Source organism: Caniella muris (assembly GCF_943193035.1).
Taxonomy (GTDB): Bacteria; Actinomycetota; Coriobacteriia; order Coriobacteriales; family Atopobiaceae; genus Granulimonas; species Granulimonas faecalis.
In genome coordinates this window covers 204,781-224,308 of sequence record NZ_CALPCK010000001.1, presented here as the reverse complement: position 1 = coordinate 224,308, position 19,528 = coordinate 204,781, and the positions used below count along the sequence as shown (strand labels likewise).

Annotated in this window: 16 protein-coding genes; all 16 read right to left on the bottom strand. The window is 69.2% G+C overall.

Annotated features, from left to right (window positions below; translation table 11 throughout):
• Positions 1-112 precede the first annotated feature (112 nt).
• The 16 genes from NFR49_RS00945 to NFR49_RS00870 all read right to left on the bottom strand — a co-directional run bounded on the left by NFR49_RS00945 (position 113) and on the right by NFR49_RS00870 (position 19,528).
• Positions 113-1,774 (bottom strand): peptide ABC transporter substrate-binding protein, encoded by a 1,662-nt coding sequence (locus NFR49_RS00945; RefSeq protein WP_251157835.1) that lies wholly within the window; start codon positions 1,772-1,774, stop codon positions 113-115.
• A gap of 358 nt (positions 1,775-2,132) precedes the next feature.
• Positions 2,133-3,794 (bottom strand): peptide ABC transporter substrate-binding protein, encoded by a 1,662-nt coding sequence (locus tag NFR49_RS00940; RefSeq protein WP_251157834.1) that lies wholly within the window; start codon positions 3,792-3,794, stop codon positions 2,133-2,135.
• Positions 3,795-4,000: 206 nt separating this feature from the next.
• Positions 4,001-4,255 carry a preprotein translocase subunit SecG gene (secG, locus tag NFR49_RS00935; protein WP_251157833.1) on the bottom strand — a complete coding sequence of 85 codons (255 nt, stop codon included), beginning with the start codon at positions 4,253-4,255 and terminating at the stop codon, positions 4,001-4,003.
• Positions 4,256-4,364: 109 nt separating this feature from the next.
• Positions 4,365-5,933, bottom strand: a complete 1,569-nt coding sequence (gpmI, locus tag NFR49_RS00930) for a 2,3-bisphosphoglycerate-independent phosphoglycerate mutase (protein WP_251157832.1) — start codon at positions 5,931-5,933, stop codon at positions 4,365-4,367.
• Positions 5,933-6,712: a triose-phosphate isomerase gene (gene tpiA, locus NFR49_RS00925; RefSeq protein ID WP_251157831.1), complete on the bottom strand. Its 780-nt coding sequence runs from the start codon at positions 6,710-6,712 to the stop codon at positions 5,933-5,935. The genes gpmI and tpiA overlap by 1 nt, the downstream gene beginning before the upstream one ends.
• Positions 6,705-7,898, bottom strand: coding sequence for a phosphoglycerate kinase (locus tag NFR49_RS00920; protein ID WP_251157830.1), 1,194 nt, complete (start codon positions 7,896-7,898; stop codon positions 6,705-6,707). The genes tpiA and NFR49_RS00920 overlap by 8 nt, the downstream gene beginning before the upstream one ends.
• Positions 7,899-8,017: 119 nt before the next feature.
• Positions 8,018-9,043, bottom strand: coding sequence for a type I glyceraldehyde-3-phosphate dehydrogenase (gene gap / locus NFR49_RS00915; protein ID WP_251157829.1), 1,026 nt, complete (start codon positions 9,041-9,043; stop codon positions 8,018-8,020).
• A gap of 216 nt (positions 9,044-9,259) precedes the next feature.
• Entirely contained in the window at positions 9,260-10,225 is a 966-nt protein-coding gene (gene whiA, locus NFR49_RS00910) for a DNA-binding protein WhiA (protein WP_251157828.1), read from the bottom strand.
• A gap of 2 nt (positions 10,226-10,227) precedes the next feature.
• Positions 10,228-11,118 carry an RNase adapter RapZ gene (gene rapZ / locus NFR49_RS00905; protein WP_251157827.1) on the bottom strand — a complete coding sequence of 297 codons (891 nt, stop codon included), beginning with the start codon at positions 11,116-11,118 and terminating at the stop codon, positions 10,228-10,230.
• 105 nt (positions 11,119-11,223) lie between these two features.
• Positions 11,224-13,167 carry an excinuclease ABC subunit UvrC gene (gene uvrC, locus NFR49_RS00900; RefSeq protein ID WP_251157826.1) on the bottom strand — a complete coding sequence of 648 codons (1,944 nt, stop codon included), beginning with the start codon at positions 13,165-13,167 and terminating at the stop codon, positions 11,224-11,226.
• Positions 13,157-14,440: a carboxylate--amine ligase gene (locus NFR49_RS00895; protein ID WP_251157825.1), complete on the bottom strand. Its 1,284-nt coding sequence runs from the start codon at positions 14,438-14,440 to the stop codon at positions 13,157-13,159. Before NFR49_RS00895 ends, uvrC begins: the two co-directional genes overlap by 11 nt.
• A 123-nt stretch (positions 14,441-14,563) precedes the next feature.
• A complete protein-coding gene (locus tag NFR49_RS00890; protein WP_251157824.1) occupies positions 14,564-15,724 on the bottom strand; it encodes a C40 family peptidase in 1,161 nt (386 codons plus the stop codon).
• 231 nt (positions 15,725-15,955) lie between these two features.
• Positions 15,956-16,639 (bottom strand): N-acetylmannosamine-6-phosphate 2-epimerase, encoded by a 684-nt coding sequence (locus NFR49_RS00885; protein WP_251157823.1) that lies wholly within the window; start codon positions 16,637-16,639, stop codon positions 15,956-15,958.
• Between the two features lie 40 nt (positions 16,640-16,679).
• On the bottom strand, positions 16,680-17,642 hold the full coding sequence (locus NFR49_RS00880; RefSeq protein WP_251157822.1) for an ROK family protein: 963 nt from the start codon (positions 17,640-17,642) through the stop codon (positions 16,680-16,682).
• Between the two features lie 21 nt (positions 17,643-17,663).
• A complete protein-coding gene (locus tag NFR49_RS00875) occupies positions 17,664-18,587 on the bottom strand; it encodes a dihydrodipicolinate synthase family protein (RefSeq protein WP_251157821.1) in 924 nt (307 codons plus the stop codon).
• A gap of 83 nt (positions 18,588-18,670) precedes the next feature.
• On the bottom strand, positions 18,671-19,528 hold the full coding sequence (locus NFR49_RS00870; protein WP_251157820.1) for an ABC transporter ATP-binding protein: 858 nt from the start codon (positions 19,526-19,528) through the stop codon (positions 18,671-18,673).

Sequence of the window (19,528 nt, the reverse complement as noted above, 5' to 3'; positions counted from 1 at the left end):
CTGACCCGCACCTTGCCAACGAAACGAACAAAACAAGGCACCGGGCCTGAAAGACCCGGTGCCTCGTTATGCAATCAGTGCGGCGGTATATCCACCGGGGCGGCCGTCTGGCCTAGCCCTCCATCTCCGCGGCGCGGAGCTTGATCTTCTTGGAGGGGTCGACGTAGGCGCTCTTGACCTTGTCGGAACCCACGTAGGTGTGCTTGTAGAAGAAGATCGGGATCACCGGGAAGTCCTCGGAGATCGTCTTGTTGACGGCCTGGAGGGCGGCGATGCGCTCGTCGTCGTCGGTGGTCTGACGGGCCTTGTCGAGGGCCTCGTCGACGGCGGGGTTGGAATACAGGGAGCGGTTGTCGCCGTTGCCGGTGTAGAACAGCGGGTAGAGGAAGTTGTCCATGATGGGGTAGTCGGCGATCCAGCCGAGGCGGCCCATCTGGTAGTCGCCGTTCTGGTAACGGTCGAGGATGGCGGCCCACTCGCCCTGGTCGAGCTGGGCGTCGATGCCCACGGCGGCGAGGTCGGCCTGGATGGCCTCCATGATGTCGCCGTGGTTGCCGTCGCCGTTGAAGGAGAGCTGCACGCTCACGCCGCGGCTACCGTTGGCGTCGGCGGGATAGTACTGGTCGAGCATCTTGACGGCGGCGTCCTTGTCGTAGTGCGAGTACTCCCAGACGTCGTCCTCGTAGCCGGCGATTCCGGGCGGGACGATGTTGGCGGCCGGGGTGCGGGTGCCGGAGAAGACGGTGTCGCAGATGGCCTGGCGGTTGATGGCCAGGGAGATGGCCTTGCGCAGGTTGGGGTCCTTGAGCACCGGGTCGGTGTTGTTCACCGTGATGTAGTAGACGGAGGCCTCGTCGCCCAGGAGCATCTGCTTGCCCGGGGTGATGGTGTAGCCGTCCTCGGAGACGCCGTAGGTGTCCTGGGCGCTCTTGATCTGGGCGGTGGGGACGTCGCAGAAGTCGTAGTTACCGGCCTGGAACTCCTTGTAGGCGGTCTCCATGTCCTTCTGGATGTTGAACTGCACCGCGGCGATGGAGGGCTTGTCGCCCACGTAGTCCTCGAAGCGCTTGACGTTGATGTACTGGCCGTCCTCCCACTTGCCGTCCATCATGAAGGGGCCGTTGCCGATGGGGGCGCGGAAGAAGGTGTCGAAGTCCTCGAGGGCCACGGCGGGCACGGGGCCGAGGGCCGGGTGGCTGGCCACGTAGGGGAAGTCGGCGTAGGGCACCGCGAGCTTGACCACGAGGGTCTTCTCGTCGGGGCAGGTGACGCCGGTGAGCTCGTCGGTCTCGCCGGCCACGAGGGCGTCGTAACCGTCCACCATGGAGATGTGGTAGTTGACGGCCGAGGGGGACGACTCGTTGGTCTTGGGGTCGACCAGGCGGGTCCAGGCGCGCTTGAAGGACTCGGCGTCCACGGGGTCGCCGTTGTGGAACTTGGCGCCCTCCACGAGGGTGAAGGTGAACTCGGTGGCGTCGTCGTTGGCCTTCCAGGAGGCGGCGGCGCTGGGGACGAGCTCGCCCTTCTCGTAGTCGTAGTCGGTCAGGCTGTCGAAGATCTGATAGCAGACCTGCGTGCCCTCGGACTCCTGGCAGTTGTAGGGATCGATGGAGACGGGGTTGTTGATGTAGACCTTGGCGGTGGCACCGGTGCCCTCGGCCTCGGCAGTGGGGGCGTCGTCGGCCTTCTTGCAGGCCGCGAGCGCCAGAAGCGCGGACGCGGCAGCGGACCCCTTGAGGAACGTGCGGCGGCCGATCTTCACCTGCTCACTCATATGCTCTCTCCTTCTGTCTCTTGGCCATGCCCTCGGCACGGCCAGCAATCGCCGGAGGTTACGGACCTCCATGGAGCGTCTGCATGGGACAGAAGTATTTCTCAAAGTTTCCTGATATGCAAGGAAAACGGCGGATTGCCTTCATTGATTTTATGGATTGTAACGTTTCCGAAATCCAAGGCGGTGCGGACGGGTGTAAAGAGGGTGCCTTGTTTTCCCATGTAGGGACGGCGGTGGGCACCCAATGGCGCGACCGGGCCCCTCCCCTCCCCACGGGAAGGCCCCCGGCGCACCGGGTCGGGTGCGCCGGGGGCCTATGCAGGAACCACGGTCTTTTATGATGGCGCCGCCGTCTGCGTCAGGCCTGCAGCTCCCAGGTGGCGGCGGAGGACTGCTCGATGGGCGAGAGGTACGCGTGGGAGATGCGGCTGGAGCCCACCTTGGCGAACTTGTAGTAGAAGAGCGGGACCATGGGCACGTCGTCGCCGGCGATCTTGTTGGCCTCCTGCAGCAGCTGGTAGCGGCGGTCGTCGTCCTTGGTGGCACGGGCCTCCATGATCAGGTCGTCCACCTGCTGGTTTGAGTAGCCGGAGAGGTTGTCGGCGTTGCCGGTGTAGAGCAGCGAGTACAGGAAGTTGTCGATGGAGGGGTACTCGGCCACCCAGCCGTTGCGGCCCATCTGGAAGTCGCCGGACTGCAGCTTGGTGAGGTAGCTGGCCCACTCGAGGGTGCTCTGCTCCACGTCGATGCCCACCTGGTTGAGGTTGCCCTGCACGGCCTCCATGATCTCCTTGTGGGAGCCGTCGACGTTGTACATGAGGGTCACCTTGACCCCGCGGCTGCCGCTGGCGTCCTTGGGGTAGTACTGGTCGAGGATGGCCGTGGCCTGGTCGGGGTCGTACTTGCACCAGGCCCACTGCCCCTCCTCGTAGCCGCGGCACGGGGGCGGGCAGAGGTTGGTGGCCGGAAGGCGCGTGCCCTGGAGCACGGAGTCGCAGATGGTCTGACGGTCGATGGCCAGGGAGATGGCGCGGCGCAGGTTGACGTCGGCCATGGCGGGGTCCTTGAGGTTGAGCACAAGGTAGTACGTGGAGGGCTGGTCGCCGTCCAGGCACTGCTTGCCCGGGGTGATGGTGTAGCCGTCCTCGGAGACGCCGTACTGCTCGTGGGCGCCCTTCACCTGGGCCGTGGGGATGTCGCAGATGTCGACGTTGCCGGCCTGGAACTCGCGGTACCCCGTCTCGACGTCCTTCTGGATGTTGAACGTGAGCTGCCCGATCTTGGGCTTGTCGCCGTTCTTGTAATCCTCGTAGGTCTTGAGGTTGATGTACTGGCCGTCCTCCCACTGGCCGTCCATGGTGTAGGGGCCGTTGCCGATGGGCGCCCGGAAGAAGGTCTGGAAGTCGTCGAGGGCGGCCTTGGGCACGGGGGCCGTGGGCATGATGGACGTGATCATGGGGAAGTCCATGAAGGGCTCGGAGAGCTCCACCTGCAGGGTGTACTGGTCGGGGCAGGAGACGCCGGCGAGCTCGTCGGCCTTGCCGGAGACGACGTCCTCGTAGCCCTTGACCAGCTTGAGGTAGTAGCTCACGACCGACGGCGAGTCGCTCGTCTTGGGGCTGCAGAGACGGTTCCAGGCGCGCTTGAAGGCCTCGGCGTCCACGGTCTCGCCGTTGTGGAAGGTGTTGCCCTCCTTGACCTTGAAGGTCCACACGGTGCCGTCGTCGTTGCTGCTCCACGACTCGCCGGCGCAGGGCACGAGCTCCTGCTTGTCGAAGTCGTAGGTGCACATGGGGTCGAACAGCTGGCGGGCCACCATGCAGCCGGCCACGTCCTGCGCGTTGAAGGGGTCGATCGAGGGCGGGTTGGTGATGAAGTAGGAGAGCTTGCCGCCGCCCTCCCCCGCCGAGGCGCCGTCGCTCTTCTTGCAGCCGGAGAGCGCGACGAGGCCGGAGGCCAGCGCGCAGCCCGTGAGGAAGGTGCGTCTCGTCACGCCGCTCGTACCTGCGATGCCATTCATAGATCTCCCTTTGGTCCAGCGCGGGCGCCGTCGGCCCGCTCGGCCGGCTGGCGCCGGCGTGCAGTGGTCCGGGGGTTTATACGTCAAACGGCACGGGTTATACAGTCGTCGGCGGAAGGCACCGATGCTTCACGCATCCACATATACAAAAGGACCGCCGTCCCACGGAGGGGGCGGCGGTCCCGGAACGCGCGTGGCCGAAGGGCCTAGTAGCCCAGGCTCCCCTGGGGGAACGTGAGCATGAAGATCAGGAGGGTGGCCGCGAAGACGCAGCAGCTGATCACCGTGAGGCGGTCGAGGTTCTTCTCCCAGACGCCGGAGCCGGCGTTGGAGTTGTACATCGAGCTGGCGATCATGTCGGAGACGCCGGTCCCCTTGCCCGAGTGCATGAGCACGAGGACGATGGACGCGACGGCCGACAGGGCCCAGACGACGATGAGGGCGATGTTCAAGGGACCCACGGGGACTCCTCCTTGCACGACCCGGCCCCGCACGGGGCGGGGCCGGGCAGACGGTTTGAGATCACAGCCCATAAGGCTACCACAGCGTCGCGGGGGACGCCACGGTTCCCTACTCCTTCACGAGCACGCGGCCCGTCATCTCCTCGGGACGGTCGATGCCCATCATCGCGAGGATGGTGGGGGCGATGTCGGAGAGGCGGCCGTCCTCGACGCCGGACAGGCTGGCGTCGGGGTCGACGACGATCAGGGGCACGCGGTTGGTGGTGTGGGCCGTGAAGGGCTTGCGCTCGCCGGTGGAGGAGACGTCGTACATGTGGTCGGCGTTTCCGTGGTCGGCGGTGATGAGCGCGAATCCGCCCTTGGCCAGGATCTCGGGGACGATGCGGGAGAGGCCGTCGTCCACGGCCTCGCAGGCCGCGGTGGCGGCCTGGACGACGCCGGTGTGGCCCACCATGTCGCAGTTGGCGTAGTTGACCACGTAGAGGTCGGCGGCGTCCTCGCGGATGGACCTTGCGAGGCGCTCGGTGACCTCCGGCTCGCTCATCTCGGGCTTGAGGTCGTAGGTGGCGACCTTGGGGCTCGGGACGAGCACGCGGGTCTCCCCCTCCTTGGGCTCCTCCACGCCGCCGTTGAGGAAGAACGTCACATGGGCGTACTTCTCGGTCTCGGCGGTGTGGAGCTGCTTGAGGCCGTTGTCGGCGATGACGTCGGCCAGGACGTGGGCCGGCACCGTCTTGGGGAAGGCGACCTCGACGTCGAGCTCGGGGTCGTACTCGGTCATGGTGACGAAGCACGAGAGCGCGGGGGTGGAGCGACGCTCGAAGCCGTCGAAGGCGGCGTCGGTGAGCGCGCGGGTCATCTCGCGGGCGCGGTCCGGGCGGAAGTTGAAGAAGATGAACGCGTCGCCGTCGTGGGTGCCGAGGGCCGCGCCCTCGACCACCATGGGGTCGGCGAACTCGTCGCCGCGCGGGTCCTTCTCGTAGAACGCGCGCAGGCCCTCGGCGGCGCTGGCCACCTCGACGCCCTCGGCGCCGACGATGGCGTCGTAGGCGCGCTCGACGCGCTCCCAGCGGTTGTCGCGGTCCATGCCCCAGTAGCGGCCGGAGACCGTGGCGATCTTGACGTCGGCGCCGGTGGCCTCGGAGACCTTGGCGCAGAAGGCCTGGAGCGACTCCATGAAGCCGGCCCCGGACTGGGGGTCGACGTCGCGACCGTCGGTGAAGGCGTCGATGCGCACGCGCTGGACGCCGCGCTTGGCGGCCGTGGACACGACGGCCTCGGCGTGCTCCATGGAGGAGTGCACGCCGCCGTCGGAGACGAGGCCCATGACGTGCAGCACGGAGCCCCGCTCCTTCACGGCGTCCATGGCGTCGGCGAGCACCGGGTTCTCCTCGATGGAGCCGTCGCGCACCGCGTTGTTGATGCGCGAGAGCTCCTGGAAGACGATGCGGCCGGCACCGATGTTGAGGTGGCCCACCTCGGAGTTGCCCATCTGGCCGTCGGGCAGCCCCACGTCCTCGCCGGACGCACCCAGGGTGGTGTGGGGGTAGGTGGCGAGGAGCGACTGGATGTAGGGCAGCTTGGCTTGGCTCACGGCGTTCTCGGGGCCGGTGGGCGCGAGGCCGAAGCCGTCCATGATGACGAGGAGGGCGGGTTTCTTTCCCTTGTTGGAACTCATTACTCAGCAGCCCTCTCGACCATGGCGGCGAAGTCGGCCGCGACGAGCGAGGCACCGCCCACGAGGGCGCCGTCGACGTCCTCCTCGGCGAGGAAGCCGGCGACGTTGCCGGGCTTGGCGGAGCCGCCGTAGAGCACGCGGATCTGGGAGGCGATGTCGGCGCCGAAGATGTCGACGAGGGCGGCGCGGATGGCGCCGCAGACCTCCTGGGCGTCCTCGGGCGTGGCGGTCTTGCCGGTGCCGATGGCCCAGATGGGCTCGTAGGCCACGACGAGCTGGTCGCCGCTCTCGAGCTGGACGCCGTCGAAGTCGGCGCGGATCTGGCCCACGACGAAGTCGACCTGGTTGCCGGCCTCGCGGACCTCGAGGGACTCGCCGCAGCAGGAGATGGGCACGATGCCCGCGGCCAGCAGCGCCTTGACCTTGAGGTTGATGTCGCCGTCGGTCTCGCCGAAGTAGTCGCGGCGCTCGGAGTGGCCCACGATGCAGTGGGTGCAGCCGACGCTCTTGAGCATGTCGCAGGAGAGCTCGCCGGTGAAGGCGCCGGAGGCCTCCCAGTAGACGTTCTGGGCACCGAGGCCAAAGGGGGCGCGGTCGAACTCGATGACGCCGGAGACGCCCTTGAGGTCGGTGGCCGGCGGGCAGACGACGACCTCGACGCCGTGGGTGTCGTGGCCGAGCTCGTTGGCCAGGTCCTGGGCCAGCTGCACTCCCTCGGTGTAGTTCTTGTTCATCTTCCAGTTGCCCGCGATGAGGCGGGTGCGCGTGTTGTTAGGCATCGAGAAGGGCCTCCACTCCGGGAAGGGCCTTGCCCTCGACGAGCTCCATGGAGGCACCGCCGCCGGTGGAGATCCAGCTCATCTTGTCGGCAAGGTCGAACTTGTTGACAGCCGCGACGGAGTCACCGCCGCCGATGATCGAGGTGCAGTCCTCGTTGGCGGCCACGGCCTCGGCCACGGCCTTGGTGCCGTCGGAGAACTGGTCGAACTCGAAGACGCCCATGGGGCCGTTCCAGAAGACGGTCTTGGCGCCGGCGATGGCGTCGGCGTAGAGCTGGGCGGTCTCGGGGCCGATGTCCATGCCCATCATGTCGTCGGGGATGGCGTTGGACTTGACGACGACGCCCACGGCGTCGGGGCCGAAGTGGTCGGCGACCACGTTGTCCACGGGGAGGAGCAGCTTGACGCCGTTCTTCTCGGCCTTCTCCATCATCTCGCGGGCGCGGTCCACCCAGTCGGGCTCCTGAAGGGAGGTGCCCACGGTGTAGCCCTTGGCGAGGAAGAAGGTGTAGGCCATGCCGCCGCCGATGATCAGGGTGTCGACGGAGTCGAGCAGGTGGTCGAGCACGCCGATCTTGGAGGACACCTTGGAGCCGCCGACGATGGCGACGAAGGGGCGCTCGGGGGCCTCGAAGATGTTGGTGAGGGTGTCGACCTCCTTCTCGAGCAGGAAGCCGGCCACGGCGGGCAGCTTGGCGGCGGGGCCGACCACGGAGCCCTGGGCGCGGTGGGCGGTGCCGAAGGCGTCGAGCACGAAGATGTCGCCGAGGGCGGCGAGCTTCTCGGCGATCTCGGGGTCGTTCTTCTTCTCGCGCTTGTCGAAGCGGACGTTCTCGAGCACGACGACCTGGCCGGGCTCCATGGCGGCCACGGCGTCGGCGGCCTCCTGGCCGTAGGTGTCGGGCACGAAGGTCACGTCGAGGCCGGTGAGCTCGGCGAGCTTCTCGGCGGCGGGCTTGAGGGAGAGCTCGGGCTCCACGCCGTCGCCCTTGGGGCGGCCGAGGTGGCTCATGAGCACGACCTTGGCGCCGTGGTCGACGAGGTACTGGATGGTGGGGATGGCGGCCTTGATGCGGGTGTCGTCGGTGACGACGCCGTCGGCCAGCGGCACGTTGAAGTCGACGCGCATGAGGACGCGCTTGCCGTCGACGTCGACGTCCTTGACGGTCTTCTTGGTGAACGCCATGGGACTCCTCCTTATCGGTTTGCAATGGAAGGGGCGCGGACTGGGCTTCGGGCCTCGTCCGCGCCCCTGGCTGACGCTATGGGCGCCTCACGGCCGCGAGACGCTGGGAAGGTGACGCCTTAGGCGACGAACTTCTCGAAGTACTTGATGGTGCGGACCATCTGGGAGGTGTAGGAGTTCTCGTTGTCGTACCAAGAGACCACCTGCACGAGGTACTGGCCGTCGCCGAGATCCTGGACCATGGTCTGGGTGGCGTCGAAGAGGGAGCCGTAGGTCATGCCCACGATGTCGGTGGAGACGATCTGGTCCTCGTTGTAGCCGAAGGTCTCGGGGTCGGACGCGGCCTTCATGGCGGCGTTGATGGAGTCGACGGTGACCTCCTTGTCGGACTCGACCACGGCGAACAGGAGGGTGGTGGAGCCGGTGGGCACGGGCACGCGCTGGGCGGCACCGATGAGCTTGCCGTTGAGCTCGGGGATCACCAGGCCGATGGCCTTGGCGGCACCGGTGGAGTTGGGGACGATGTTGACGGCGCCGGCGCGGCTGCGGCGCTTGTCGCCCTTGCGCTGGGGGCCGTCGAGGATCATCTGGTCGCCGGTGTAGGCGTGGATGGTGGCCATGATGCCGCTCTTGATGGGGGCGTAGTCGTTCAGGGCCTTGGCCATCGGGGCGAGGCAGTTGGTGGTGCAGGAGGCGGCGGAGATGATGTCGTCGTCCGCGGTCAGGATGTCATGGTTGACGTTGTAGACGATGGTGGGGAGGTCGTTGCCCGCGGGAGCGGAGATGACGACCTTCTTGGCGCCGGCGTCGATGTGGGCCTGGGCCTTGGCCTTGGAGGTGTAGAAGCCGGTGCACTCGAGGACGACGTCGACGTCGAGCTCGCCCCACGGCAGGTTGTGGGCGTCGGCCTCCTTGTAGATCTTGATGGTCTTGCCGTCGACGGTGATGGAGTCCTCGCCGGCCTCGACCTTGTGGTCGCGGGCGTAGTTGCCCTGGGTCGAGTCGTACTTGAGCAGGTAGGCCAGCATGTCGGGGCTGGTGAGATCGTTGATCGCGACGATCTCGGAGCCCTCGTGGCCGAACATCTGACGGAAGGCCAGACGGCCGATGCGACCGAAACCGTTAATCGCAACCTTGACTGCCATGCGCTTCTCCTTTCGCGGCCCCTCCCGGACCGAGCCTCTCGGCCGGGTCGTGGGCCATGACTTGAACCACTGCGTGCATAGTAACCCGTTTGGGCCACGCCGGGCCCGAGAACCCACAAATGACTCTGAATCTGCAGTTAGGGCCCATGATTGTCTACGGGCGAGTGGACAACTTTGAATTACGGGCAGGGAGGCAGCAAGAATATTTGTTGTAGTTTATCCATCCTCGCCGGATCGGCCGGCCCCTCCCCCGCCGTCGCGCCACTCGGCGTCGAGGGCCTCGAGCCGGAGCACCCGGTGGTAGAGGGCCGACTTGGAGAGCGGCGGGTAGGCGCGGCGGCCGAGCTCCGCCAGGGGGAGGTCCGGGTACTCCCGGCGGAGGTCGCAGAAGGCCCGCAGGGCCGGGGGCAGCCCGTCGAGGCCAGGCCCGGCCTCCACGCGGTCTATGAGCGCGAGCTGCTCGGCGGCGGCCCCGGAGGCGCGGCGCGCGTTGGCCATCTCCGCGTTGACGGACCGGTTGACGTCGTTCTTGACGGACTTCATGCGCCGCACGTTGGAGACGGCCCGGGCCGTGCGCGCGGCGCCCACCACGAGGAGGAACCGGACGATGTCGTCGAAGCTCTTGATGTAGATGGCGAACGCGCCGCGGCGGCGGTTGAGCCGGGCCTGGACGCCGGCGTCGCGGCAGACGGAGACGAGGGCCTCGGCGAGGGCCTCGCCGGTGACGGCCATCTCGAGATGGAAGTCGCCGCGGGGGTCGGCGATGAAGCCGCCGGCCATGAAGGCGCCGCGGAGGAAGGCCGCGCGCCGCTCCGGCGTGGAGACCACCTGCCCGGGGACGCCCGAGGCGAGCCCGCGGCCGGGGACGAGCACCCCGAGCTCCACGAGGGCGTCCTCGAGGCCGGGCTGGTCGCGCATCTCGATGAGGTAGTTGCGGGTCTTGTGCAGGACGGAGCGGCGCACGGTGAGCTGCGTGTCGAGCTCGAACACCTTGTGGGAGAGGCGGATGACGGTGCGCGCCACGGCCCCCGTCTCGGTGGTCACGCGCACGGCGTAGGCGCCCGAGCCGTAGAAGGAGAGGGTGCCGCAGACCCGCACCAGGGCGGAGAGCTCCGAGACGTCTGCCTCGGGGCCGCCCTCGACGCGGGAGAGCTCGTCCTTGACCTCGGCGGTGAACGACATGGTCAGCCCCGCTGGGCGCGGTGGAGGTCGCGGTGGGACACCGTGACGCGGTAGCCCTCGGCCTCCAGGTGCGCGGCCGTCGCCTCGGCCAGGGCCACGGAGCGGTGCTGGCCGCCGGAGCACCCGACGCCGATGGAGAGCGAGCTCTTGCCCTCGGCGACGTAACCGGGCATGACGCAGTCGAGCAGCCGCTCCCACGCCCCCAGGAACGCCTTGGTCTGCGGGTGCCCGAGCACGAAGGAGCGCACCTGCTCGTCCTTGCCCGTGAGCCGGCGCATGGCCGGGTCCCAGTAGGGGTTGGGCAGGAAGCGGACGTCGATCATGAGGTCGGCCTCCTCGGGCATGCCGTACTTGAACCCGAAGGAGAAGACGTGGACCTCCATGAGCTGCTGGTCGGTGAGCTCGGAGAAGAGCCCCTGGAGGCGGCGGCGCAGCTCGATGGGGCGCAGGTTGGAGGTGTCGATGACGTAGTCCGCGCGGTGCAGCACGTCCTCGAGCTGGGTGCGTTCGCGGGCGATGGCGGCGAGGTTGCTCTCCCCCTCCTTGGCGATGGGGTTGCGGCGGCGCGAGAGCGCGTAGCGGCGGCGCAGCACCTCGTCGGAGCTGTCGAGGAAGATGAGGGCCGAGGAGAGCTCGTGGTCGGCGAGCTCGGCGAGGGAGTCCTGGAGCTCGTCGAAGAGCCCCTGGCTGCGGAGGTCGCAGACCACGGCCAGGTGGCGCCCCACGCCGGAGTCGATGCCCACGACGCGGGAGAGCGGCAGCAGCAGCGAGGGCGGCAGGTTGTCGATGACGTAGTAGCCCAGGTCCTCGAACGTGTGCATGGCCTCGGTGCGCCCGGCACCGCTCATGCCCGTGATGACGACGACGTCGGGGACGTCCTCGGTCCTCTCCATGTGAGCTCCTCTCGGCGGGTTCGGGTGCAAGTATGACAGGTGCCGGGCCGGCGCCGGGCCGTCAGGGGACACGGCCCCCTGCCGCGGGAGGGGCGGGGGGGGCGGTCACCCGTCGGCGGACCCCCTGCCCGCCGCGCGGGTGCGGTCGAGCTCCTCATCCCACGAGCGGAGGGTCCCGTAGACGTCCGCCGCCACCCGCGCGGGGATGCCGGGGACGGCCTCGATCTCCTCCAGGGTGGCCTTCCGCAGCCTCCTCATGGACCCGAAGGCCTTGAGCAGCGCCCTCTTTCGTCCCTCCCCCACCCCGGGGACCTCGTCGAGGACCGAGGCCGTCATGGCCTTGCCGCGGAGCTCGCGGTGGTAGGCGATGGCGAACCGGTGCGCCTCGTCGCGGACGCGCTTGACGAGGTAGAGCGACGGCGAGCCGCTGGGGAGCACCACGGGGGCGTCGTCCCAGGGCACGAAGAGCTCCTCGTCCGACTTGGCGAGGCCCGCCACCGGGATGTCGAGCCCGAGGGCCTCGAGCTGGCCCATGGCCGCCGTGAGCTGGGGCTTGCCGCCGTCGAGGATGAGGAGGTCCGGCTTGGACCCGAACCTGCCGTCGGCCATGCGCTCCGGCGCGTAGCGGCGCCCCAGGACCTCGGCCATGGACGCGAAGTCGTTGGCCTCCTCCAGGGGCGTGCGCACCTTGAAGCGGCGGTACTGCGACTTGTCGGGCCGGCCGTTGGTGAACACCACCATGGACGCCACCGTGTGGCGGCCGTGGATGGTGGAGATGTCGAAGCACTCGATGCGCAGGGGCGCCTCGGGGAGGGCCAGGGCGCTCTCGAGCTCGAGGAGGGCGCGGTTGGCGCGGTCGTCCTCGTAGCCCGTGCGCATCTTGTGGCGCATGAGGGCGTGGCGGGCGTTGGCCGACGCCATCTCCAGCAGCTGCGCCCGCTCGCCGCGCCGGGGCACATGGAGGTGCACCCGGTGGCCGCGTCGCTCCCCCAGCCACGACTCGAGGGCCTCGGAGTCGTCCGGCAGCGCAGGCACCTCGATGGCCGGCGGCACCTCGTCGGTGCGCCCGTAGTAACGCTTGAGGAAGCCCGAGAGCAGCTCCTCCTCGCCGACGTCCATGCCCTTGTCGAGGATGAGCTCCGCGCTCCTGACCATGCGGCCCTCGCGCACGACGAACACGCACACGCCGGCGATGGTCTCCTCGCGCCAGAGGCCCACGAGGTCGGCGTCCACCGGCTTGCGGAAGACGACCTTCTGGTCGTTGTCGAGGCGGCCCACGAGGTCGAGCCGGCGCTTGTAGCGGGCGGCCTTCTCGAAGTCCAGGTCGCGGGCGGCGGCGTCCATCTCGGCGCGGAGCGCCTCCTTGAGGGCGGTGCGGCGCCCCTCGAGGAACCCCTCCACGGTGCGCACGTTCTCGCGGTACTCCTCGGGCGAGACCGCGCCCACGCACACGCCGGGGCCGCGGCCCACGTGGTGGTCGAAGCAGGGGCGCCCCGACTCGGCGAGCTCCATGGGCAGGAGGTCGGCCCGCTCCGGGTGGGCGTCGGCGAGGCGCTTGACGCGCTTCCACTCGGCGCAGGTGCCGATGCAGAGGGGGCAGAGCTTGCGGACCGTGTCGATGGCCTCCCGGGCGGCGCGGGCATCGGTGTAGGGGCCGAAGTAGCGGGTGCGGGGGCGGTGCCTCTCCCGGGTGTACTTGATGGCCGGGTAGAGGTCGCCCTCGGTGACGGCGATGAAGGGGTAGCTCTTGTCGTCCATGAGGGCGACGTTGTAGGGCGGGTGGTACTGCTGGATCAGGTTGATCTCGAGGACCAGGGCCTCGTGCTCGGAGCCCACCACCAGGTAGTCGAAGGAGGCCACCTGGGGCATCATGAGCGCGATCATGGCACGCTCGTCGTCGCCGTTCACGTACTGCCGCATGCGGGCGCGCAGGTTCTTGGCCTTCCCCACGTAGAGCACGCGGCCCGAGGCGTCCTTCCACAGGTAGCAGCCCGGGTCCGTGGGGACCCGGGACACCTGCTCTTGGAGGGAGGGCGGGTTAGTCGGCATCGGCCTGCTTCCCGCCGGTCTTCCAGACGTACTTGTCGAACTTCCGGATCTGGTGGTAGTAGGTGACCGCCGACCAGAACCGGTGCGCCGGGGTGTCGGGGCGGTAGAAGAGCGGGAAGCTCGCGAGGCCGGAGCGGTAGCGCGCCAGCACGCGGTCCTTGAGCGCGCCGTCGGGCAGCGTCCTCTTGACGACGTACGGGGGCACGCAGGCATAGAGGAACGGGTCCCTCGCCTCCACGCGCTCGGGCACGAGGCCGCAGACGAAGTGCTCGACGATGGGGGCCACGAAGTTGACGCCGCCGAGGGTCACGTAGAAGGAGTTGCGGCCCGGGCGCGTGTTGACCTCGAAGAACCGGTAGGAGCCGTCGCGCTCGTCGTACTTGACGTCGAAGTTCGCGTAGCCCTCGTAGCCCACGTGGGCCAGGAACCGCCTGGCGTCCTCCACGGCCTTCTCGGGCCAGGCGTCGACGATGCACACCGGGTTGCCGATGGCCGAGGGGGCGTGGTCCTGGAGCACCACCTGGCCGGCGCACGAGACGCGGACGTCGCCGCCCGCGGTGCAGAACATGGTGATGGTGCGCAGGGCGTCGTCGCCGCCGGGGACGAAGTCCTGGACGACGAGCTCGCGGTCGTAGCAGGACGCCTTGAGGGCCTCGAAGATGCCGGCGAGCTCCTCGGGGGTCTCCACCTCGAAGATCTTCTTCTTGCCGGGGAACTCGGCGTAGTGGTAGCGGGCCGAGTTGGACGGCTTGGCGATGACGGGGTAGGTGAAGGCCTCGACGTCGATGGCGGCGTTCGGGTCGGAGCAGTCGAACGTCCAGGTGCGGGGGTAGTCGATGGAGAGCTCGTCGCAGATGGCGTAGAAGCGCTCCTTCTGGGTGATGTCGTCCAGCAGGTCGAAGTCGATGTAGGGCACGTGGAACCACGGGGAGAGCTCGTCCTTGTGCTGGGAGAGGATGCGGGCGTACCAGTCGCCGGACCCCAGCAGCAGGCCCACCTTGCCCTCGGCCGCAAGGGAGCGCCCGAGGTCCTGGAGGTAGCCCACGAGGACGTCCTCCCGGTCGATGCCGTCGACCACGCGGTAGTCGCAGAAGCGGCTCGTGGAGAGGTTCTTGACCTCGGCGGAGGCGAGCACGACGGAGGTGAGCCCGTAGGCCTCGTTCAGGCAGCGGACGTAGGAGTAGCCCAGGATGTCGCCGCCGAGGACCACGGGGGCGAGACGGCTGGGGACCTCCTCGGGGGCGAGGAGGGGTGCCGTGGGGGCGTTTTCCATGCGATGGCTCCAAAGGACGGGGCGCCGGGCGCCCGGTGGGTTGTCCGGAAGATGATACGACGGCGGGCCCCCGGGGGCCCGCCGTCGACGGTTACTCCATGGTGCTGCCGCGGGGGCAGGTGGCTAGAGGCCGATGGGGCCCGCGGAGGTATAGGCCTTGCGGCCCGAGAGGCTGTCGAGCACCACCCGGGTGCCGTTGGCGTGGATGATCTGGTCGTTGCCGATGTAGAGGCCCACGTGGTTGCCCGAGGCGGACCCGGAGACGCCGCCGATCCAGAACACGAGGTCGCCGGGCTGGAGGTTGGCCCGCGAGACGCTGCGGGACATGCCGCACTGGCCGGAGGCGGAGTGCGGGATGTTGATGCCGGCCGCGGCGTAGCAGTACTTGGTGAAGCCGGAGCAGTCGAGGGCGCTGCCGGGGCTGTAGGCGCCGTAGACGTAGGGCACGCCCAGCTGGGAGTAGGCGGCGTTGACGATGGCGGAGCGGGCGCTCGCGGACGAGGCGGACCCGCCCGAGGACCCGGAGCCGGCGGAGGAGGACCCGCCGCCCGACGGGGCGCTGGGGGCCGGGACGCTGGCGCGCTCGGCGGCCTCGCGGGCCGCGGCCTCGGCGGCGGCGCGCGCGGCCTCGGCCTCCCGGCGCTGGCGCTCGAGCTCGGCCTGGCGCTCCTCCTCGATCTTCTGCTTCACCTGCTCGTCGAGGTCGTCGACGTAGGCCTTCTGCTGGGCCTGGCGCTGCTCGAGCTCGGCCTTCTGGCTCTCCTGCTGGGCCTTGAGCTGCTCCTGCTGGGACTGCAGGTCCACGAGCTCCTGCTCCTGGCGCTCGAGCTCGGCCTTGGCGCTGTTCACCGCGGCGATGGCCTCGGAGTCGCTCTGGCTGATCTTGTCGGCGTAGTAGACGTTGTTGACGAAGTCCTCGAACGTGGCGGAGTTCACCAGCAGCGAGAGGAACGAGACGCCGCCCGTCTTGTAGTCGCTGGAGACGCGCTCGGCGAGCTGGGCGCGGTCGGCCTCGAGCTCCTTGGTGCGGGCGTCGATGTCGGCGCGCACCGAGGAGATCTTCTCCTCGGTCTGCTGGAGCTCGTAGATGGTGTCGTTGAGGGACTCGCCGGCGCTCGCGACCTGCGCACCGAGGTCGTCGAGGGTCTTCTTGGCCTCGTCGAGCTGGGTCTGGAGCTCGGCCGAGGTGACCGCCAGGGCCTGGGTGGGCGCCGCCACGGCAGGCGCGGCCAGGGCCACGGCGAGGGCGCAGGCGATGGTGGTAACGCGTCGCTTGAAGGTCATGGGCCTTCCCGTCCACCGGGCACGGGCCCGGTTATCGGTTATGGAAGCGCGGAGGGACGGAAACTGTCCCCCCGCTTCAGTCTTTACACAGCAAAGTATACAAACGCGCCGATGCAGAATCCACACCATACCCGTTCCGGGGACACATTATCCATCGCTACCGGCAGGCACGGGGAGGGGCCGCCGGGCGCCAGAGCGCACCGACGGCCCCTCCCACCTGCATGGGCGCCCCTACCTGACGGCGTCCACGTACCAGCTCGTGATGGAGGTCGGATGGGTGATGGCCGTGCCAACGACCACGCACCAGGCGCCGGCCTCGACGGCGTCGGCGGCGTCCTGCGGGCAGTGGACGCTCCCCTCGCAGACCACGGGGCGGCCCGGGAACTCGGCCACCGCCTGGCGGATGAGGTCCAGGTCGGGGCCCTGGCCGGCCGCCTGGTCGATGGCGGCGCCGGGATGCGAGAGCGTGGTGGAGCAGAGGTCGCACCCGGCGGCGAAGCCACGGCGCACGTCCTCGATGGAGGAGCAGTCCGCCATAACGAGGACCTCCTCCTTCTTGAGCTCGGCGACGGTCTCCTCGAAGGTGCGGCCGTCGGGGCGCGGGCGGTCGGTGGCGTCGAGGGCCACGATGTCGGCGCCGGCCATGGCGCAGGCCCGGGCGTGGCGCAGGGTGGGCGTGATGAAGACGCCGTCGTGGCCCTCCTTCCAGAGGCCGATGACCGGGACCTCCACGCGCCCCTTGATGGCGGAGATGTCGGAGAGGCCCTGGCAGCGGATGGCGCAGGCGCCGCCGAGCTCGCAGGCCCGAGAGATCTGGGCCATGGTCTCGGGGTGGCGCATGGGCTCGCCGGGGTAGGCCTGGACCGAGGCGACGAGGCCGCCGCGGAGCGAGTCGATGAGGTTTTGGGCTGTCATCGCACGATTGCCTTTCTCCCGCCGCAGGCGGGGATCGCGGCTAGGAGAGGTCGCCGTAGCCGTCCTTCACGAAGTGCTCGGCCGCGCCGATGAGCGGCGCGTCGTCGCCGAGGAGGCCCCGCTCGACGGGGAGGTCGCGGACCGGGGCCATGGCGCGGTCGGCGTAGCCGGAGGCGAGGGCGTCGTGCCAGACGGGGCCGCACTGGACCACGGAGCCCGACAGGATGATCGCCTCGGGGTCGATGAGGTTGGCGGACGAGGCGAGGACGCCGCCCAGGGCGCGGCCGCTGCGGGTCTCGGCCGCCACGGCGGCCTCGTCGCCCTCCTCGGCGGCCCGGGAGATGTAGGCGCCCCCCACGGGGTTGCCCTCCGGGTCGGTGTCGGTGCCGGAGAGGCGCACGTACTCCCCCACAATGGCCGGGCCGGCGGCCACGGACTCGAGGTGCCCCACGGCGCCGCAGGTGCACTCGATGCCGGCGGCCTCCTCGCAGGCCATGTGGCCCACGTTGCCGGCCATGTCGTGGGCCCCCAGGGACAGGACGCCCCCGTCCACGATGGCGCCGGAGATGCCGGTGCCCACGGCCACCACGAGCACGGACTCGTAGCCGCGGCCACCGCCCCAGCGGGCCTCGCCGAGGGCGTGGGCGTGGACGTCGTTCAGGACCCTGCAGGGCAGGCCGCAGGCCTCCTCGACGGCCGTGCCGAGCGGGGTGCCCGACCAGCCGGGCATCATCTCGTTGGCGTAGGTGATGTCGCCCGTGCGCGGGTCGACGACGCCGCCGGTGGAGATGCCGACCCCTGCCACGGGACGCGGCGAGCGGGCGACGGCGCCCTCGACGGCCGCGATCACGTCGGCCAGCACGGCCTTCCCCCCGCGCAGCGGGTTGGTGGGGACGCGCTCGACCGACTCGACGACCGGCACCCCCTCCCCCGTGAAGGTCACGAGGCCGCATGCGATCTTGGTACCGCCGATGTCGACGGCGACGACGGTGGTCGGCTCCATGGTCTCTCCCCTCTCTGCGGGCTAGAGCAGGTCGCAGGTAGCCAGGACCTGACGGATGGCCTCGACGTTCTCGCCCTCGAGCTCGGCGACGGGCTCGGGCATGTGGTTGCTGGAGAAGACGCCCATCTCGCGCAGGGCCGTCTTGAACGCGCCCACGCCGGCGCCGTAGCCGCCCACGCCCGTGGTCACCTGGGTGATCAGCATGAGGTCGGCGAGGTAGTCCTGCAGCTCGCGCACGCGGGCCCAGTCGCCGGCCTCGGCGGCGCGCCACATCTCCACGTAGGGCTCGGGGGCGATGTTGGCGAGGCCGGGCACGGAGCCGTCGGCGCCGCCGAGGTAGGCACCGTCGACCACGACCTCGTGGCCGGTCAGCAGCGTCAGCGGGTGGCCGATGCGGTCGTTCTCGCGGATGAGGAAGCGGAAGGAGACGTCGTCGCCCGAGGAGTCCTTGACGCCGGCGAGGGTGCCCTCGGCGCCGAGCTCGGCGAGCAGGCGCCAGTCGAGCTTCGTCTGCACGCAGACGGGGATGTCGTAGGCGAACAGAGGCACGTCGACGGCCTCGTGGATGGCGCGGAAGTGCCGGGCCACCACGCCGGGGCCCGGGATGGCGTAGAACGGGGCCGTGGCCACGATGGCGTCGACGCCGAGCTCGGCCATGGAGCGGGCGTGGGCGATGACGGCGTCGGTCTGCATGTCGATGCAGCCGGCGATCACGGGCACGCGGCCGTTGTTGATGCGCATGCCCTCGCGCACCACCTCGAGGCGCGTCTCCTCGTCGAAGAAGGCGACCTGCCCCGACGAGCCCAGGAAGAAGAGGCCGTCGATGCCGGCGTCGATCATGCGGTTGAGGTGCCGCTCGAAGGCCTCGTGGTCGATGGAGCCGTCGTCGAGCTGGGGGACGACGACGGGAGGGACGACGCCGCGGATCTTGAAGTCTGAGCTCATGGGAAACAGGGGTCCTTTCATGGTCTGGCTGTCTATGGAAGGGCCCGGCGGTGCGCCGGGCCCTCGGTGCCTATCGGCCTGCCTCAGGAAGCTTTCCCAAGATTGGGGTGGAGCAACGAGGGGGCCGCGCCGAGCAGGAGCTTGGTGTAGGGGTCCTGGGGGTGCTCGAAGATCTGCTTGGCGGGGCCGTGCTCCACCACGGTGCCGCCGTTCATGACGCAGATCTCGTCGGAGATGTAGCGCACGGTCTGGATGTCGTGGCTGATGAACACCATGGCCAGGCCGAGCTGCTCCTTGAGGTCGGTGAGCAGGTTGAGGATCTGGGCGCGCACGGAGACGTCCAGGGCGCTCGTGGGCTCGTCGGCGATGATGCAGTCGGGGCCGATGGACAGGGCGCGGGCGATGGCCACGCGCTGGCGCTGGCCGCCGGAGAGCTGGCCGGGCAGGGCGTCGAGGGCGCTCGACGGCAGGCCGACGAGGCCTATGAGCTCCTGGATGCGCTCCTCGCGCTCCTCGGGGGTGCCCACCTTGTGCACGAGCATCGGGTCGAGGAGCTGGTCGTGGACGCTCATGCGGGCGTTGAGGGCCGTGGCGGGGTCCTGGAAGACCACGGAGAGCACGGAGCCGATGTGCTTGCGGTCCTCCGCGGTGCGCTTGGTCACGTCCTTGCCCTTGAAGAAGACCTTGCCCGAGGTGGGCGGCTGGAGGCCGCACATGACGTTGGCCGTGGTGGACTTGCCGCAGCCGGACTCGCCCACGATGCCCAGGGTCTTGCCGGGCATGACGCGCATGGTGACGCCCTTGACGGCGTGCACGAGGTTGGGGTGGAGCAGGGAGCCGGTGCGGGTCTTGAAGGTGACCTTCACATCATCGAGGAAGATGATGGGCGTGACGCCGTCGACGGTGCCGTCGTTCACGGCGGGGTTCTGGGTCTCGCTCAT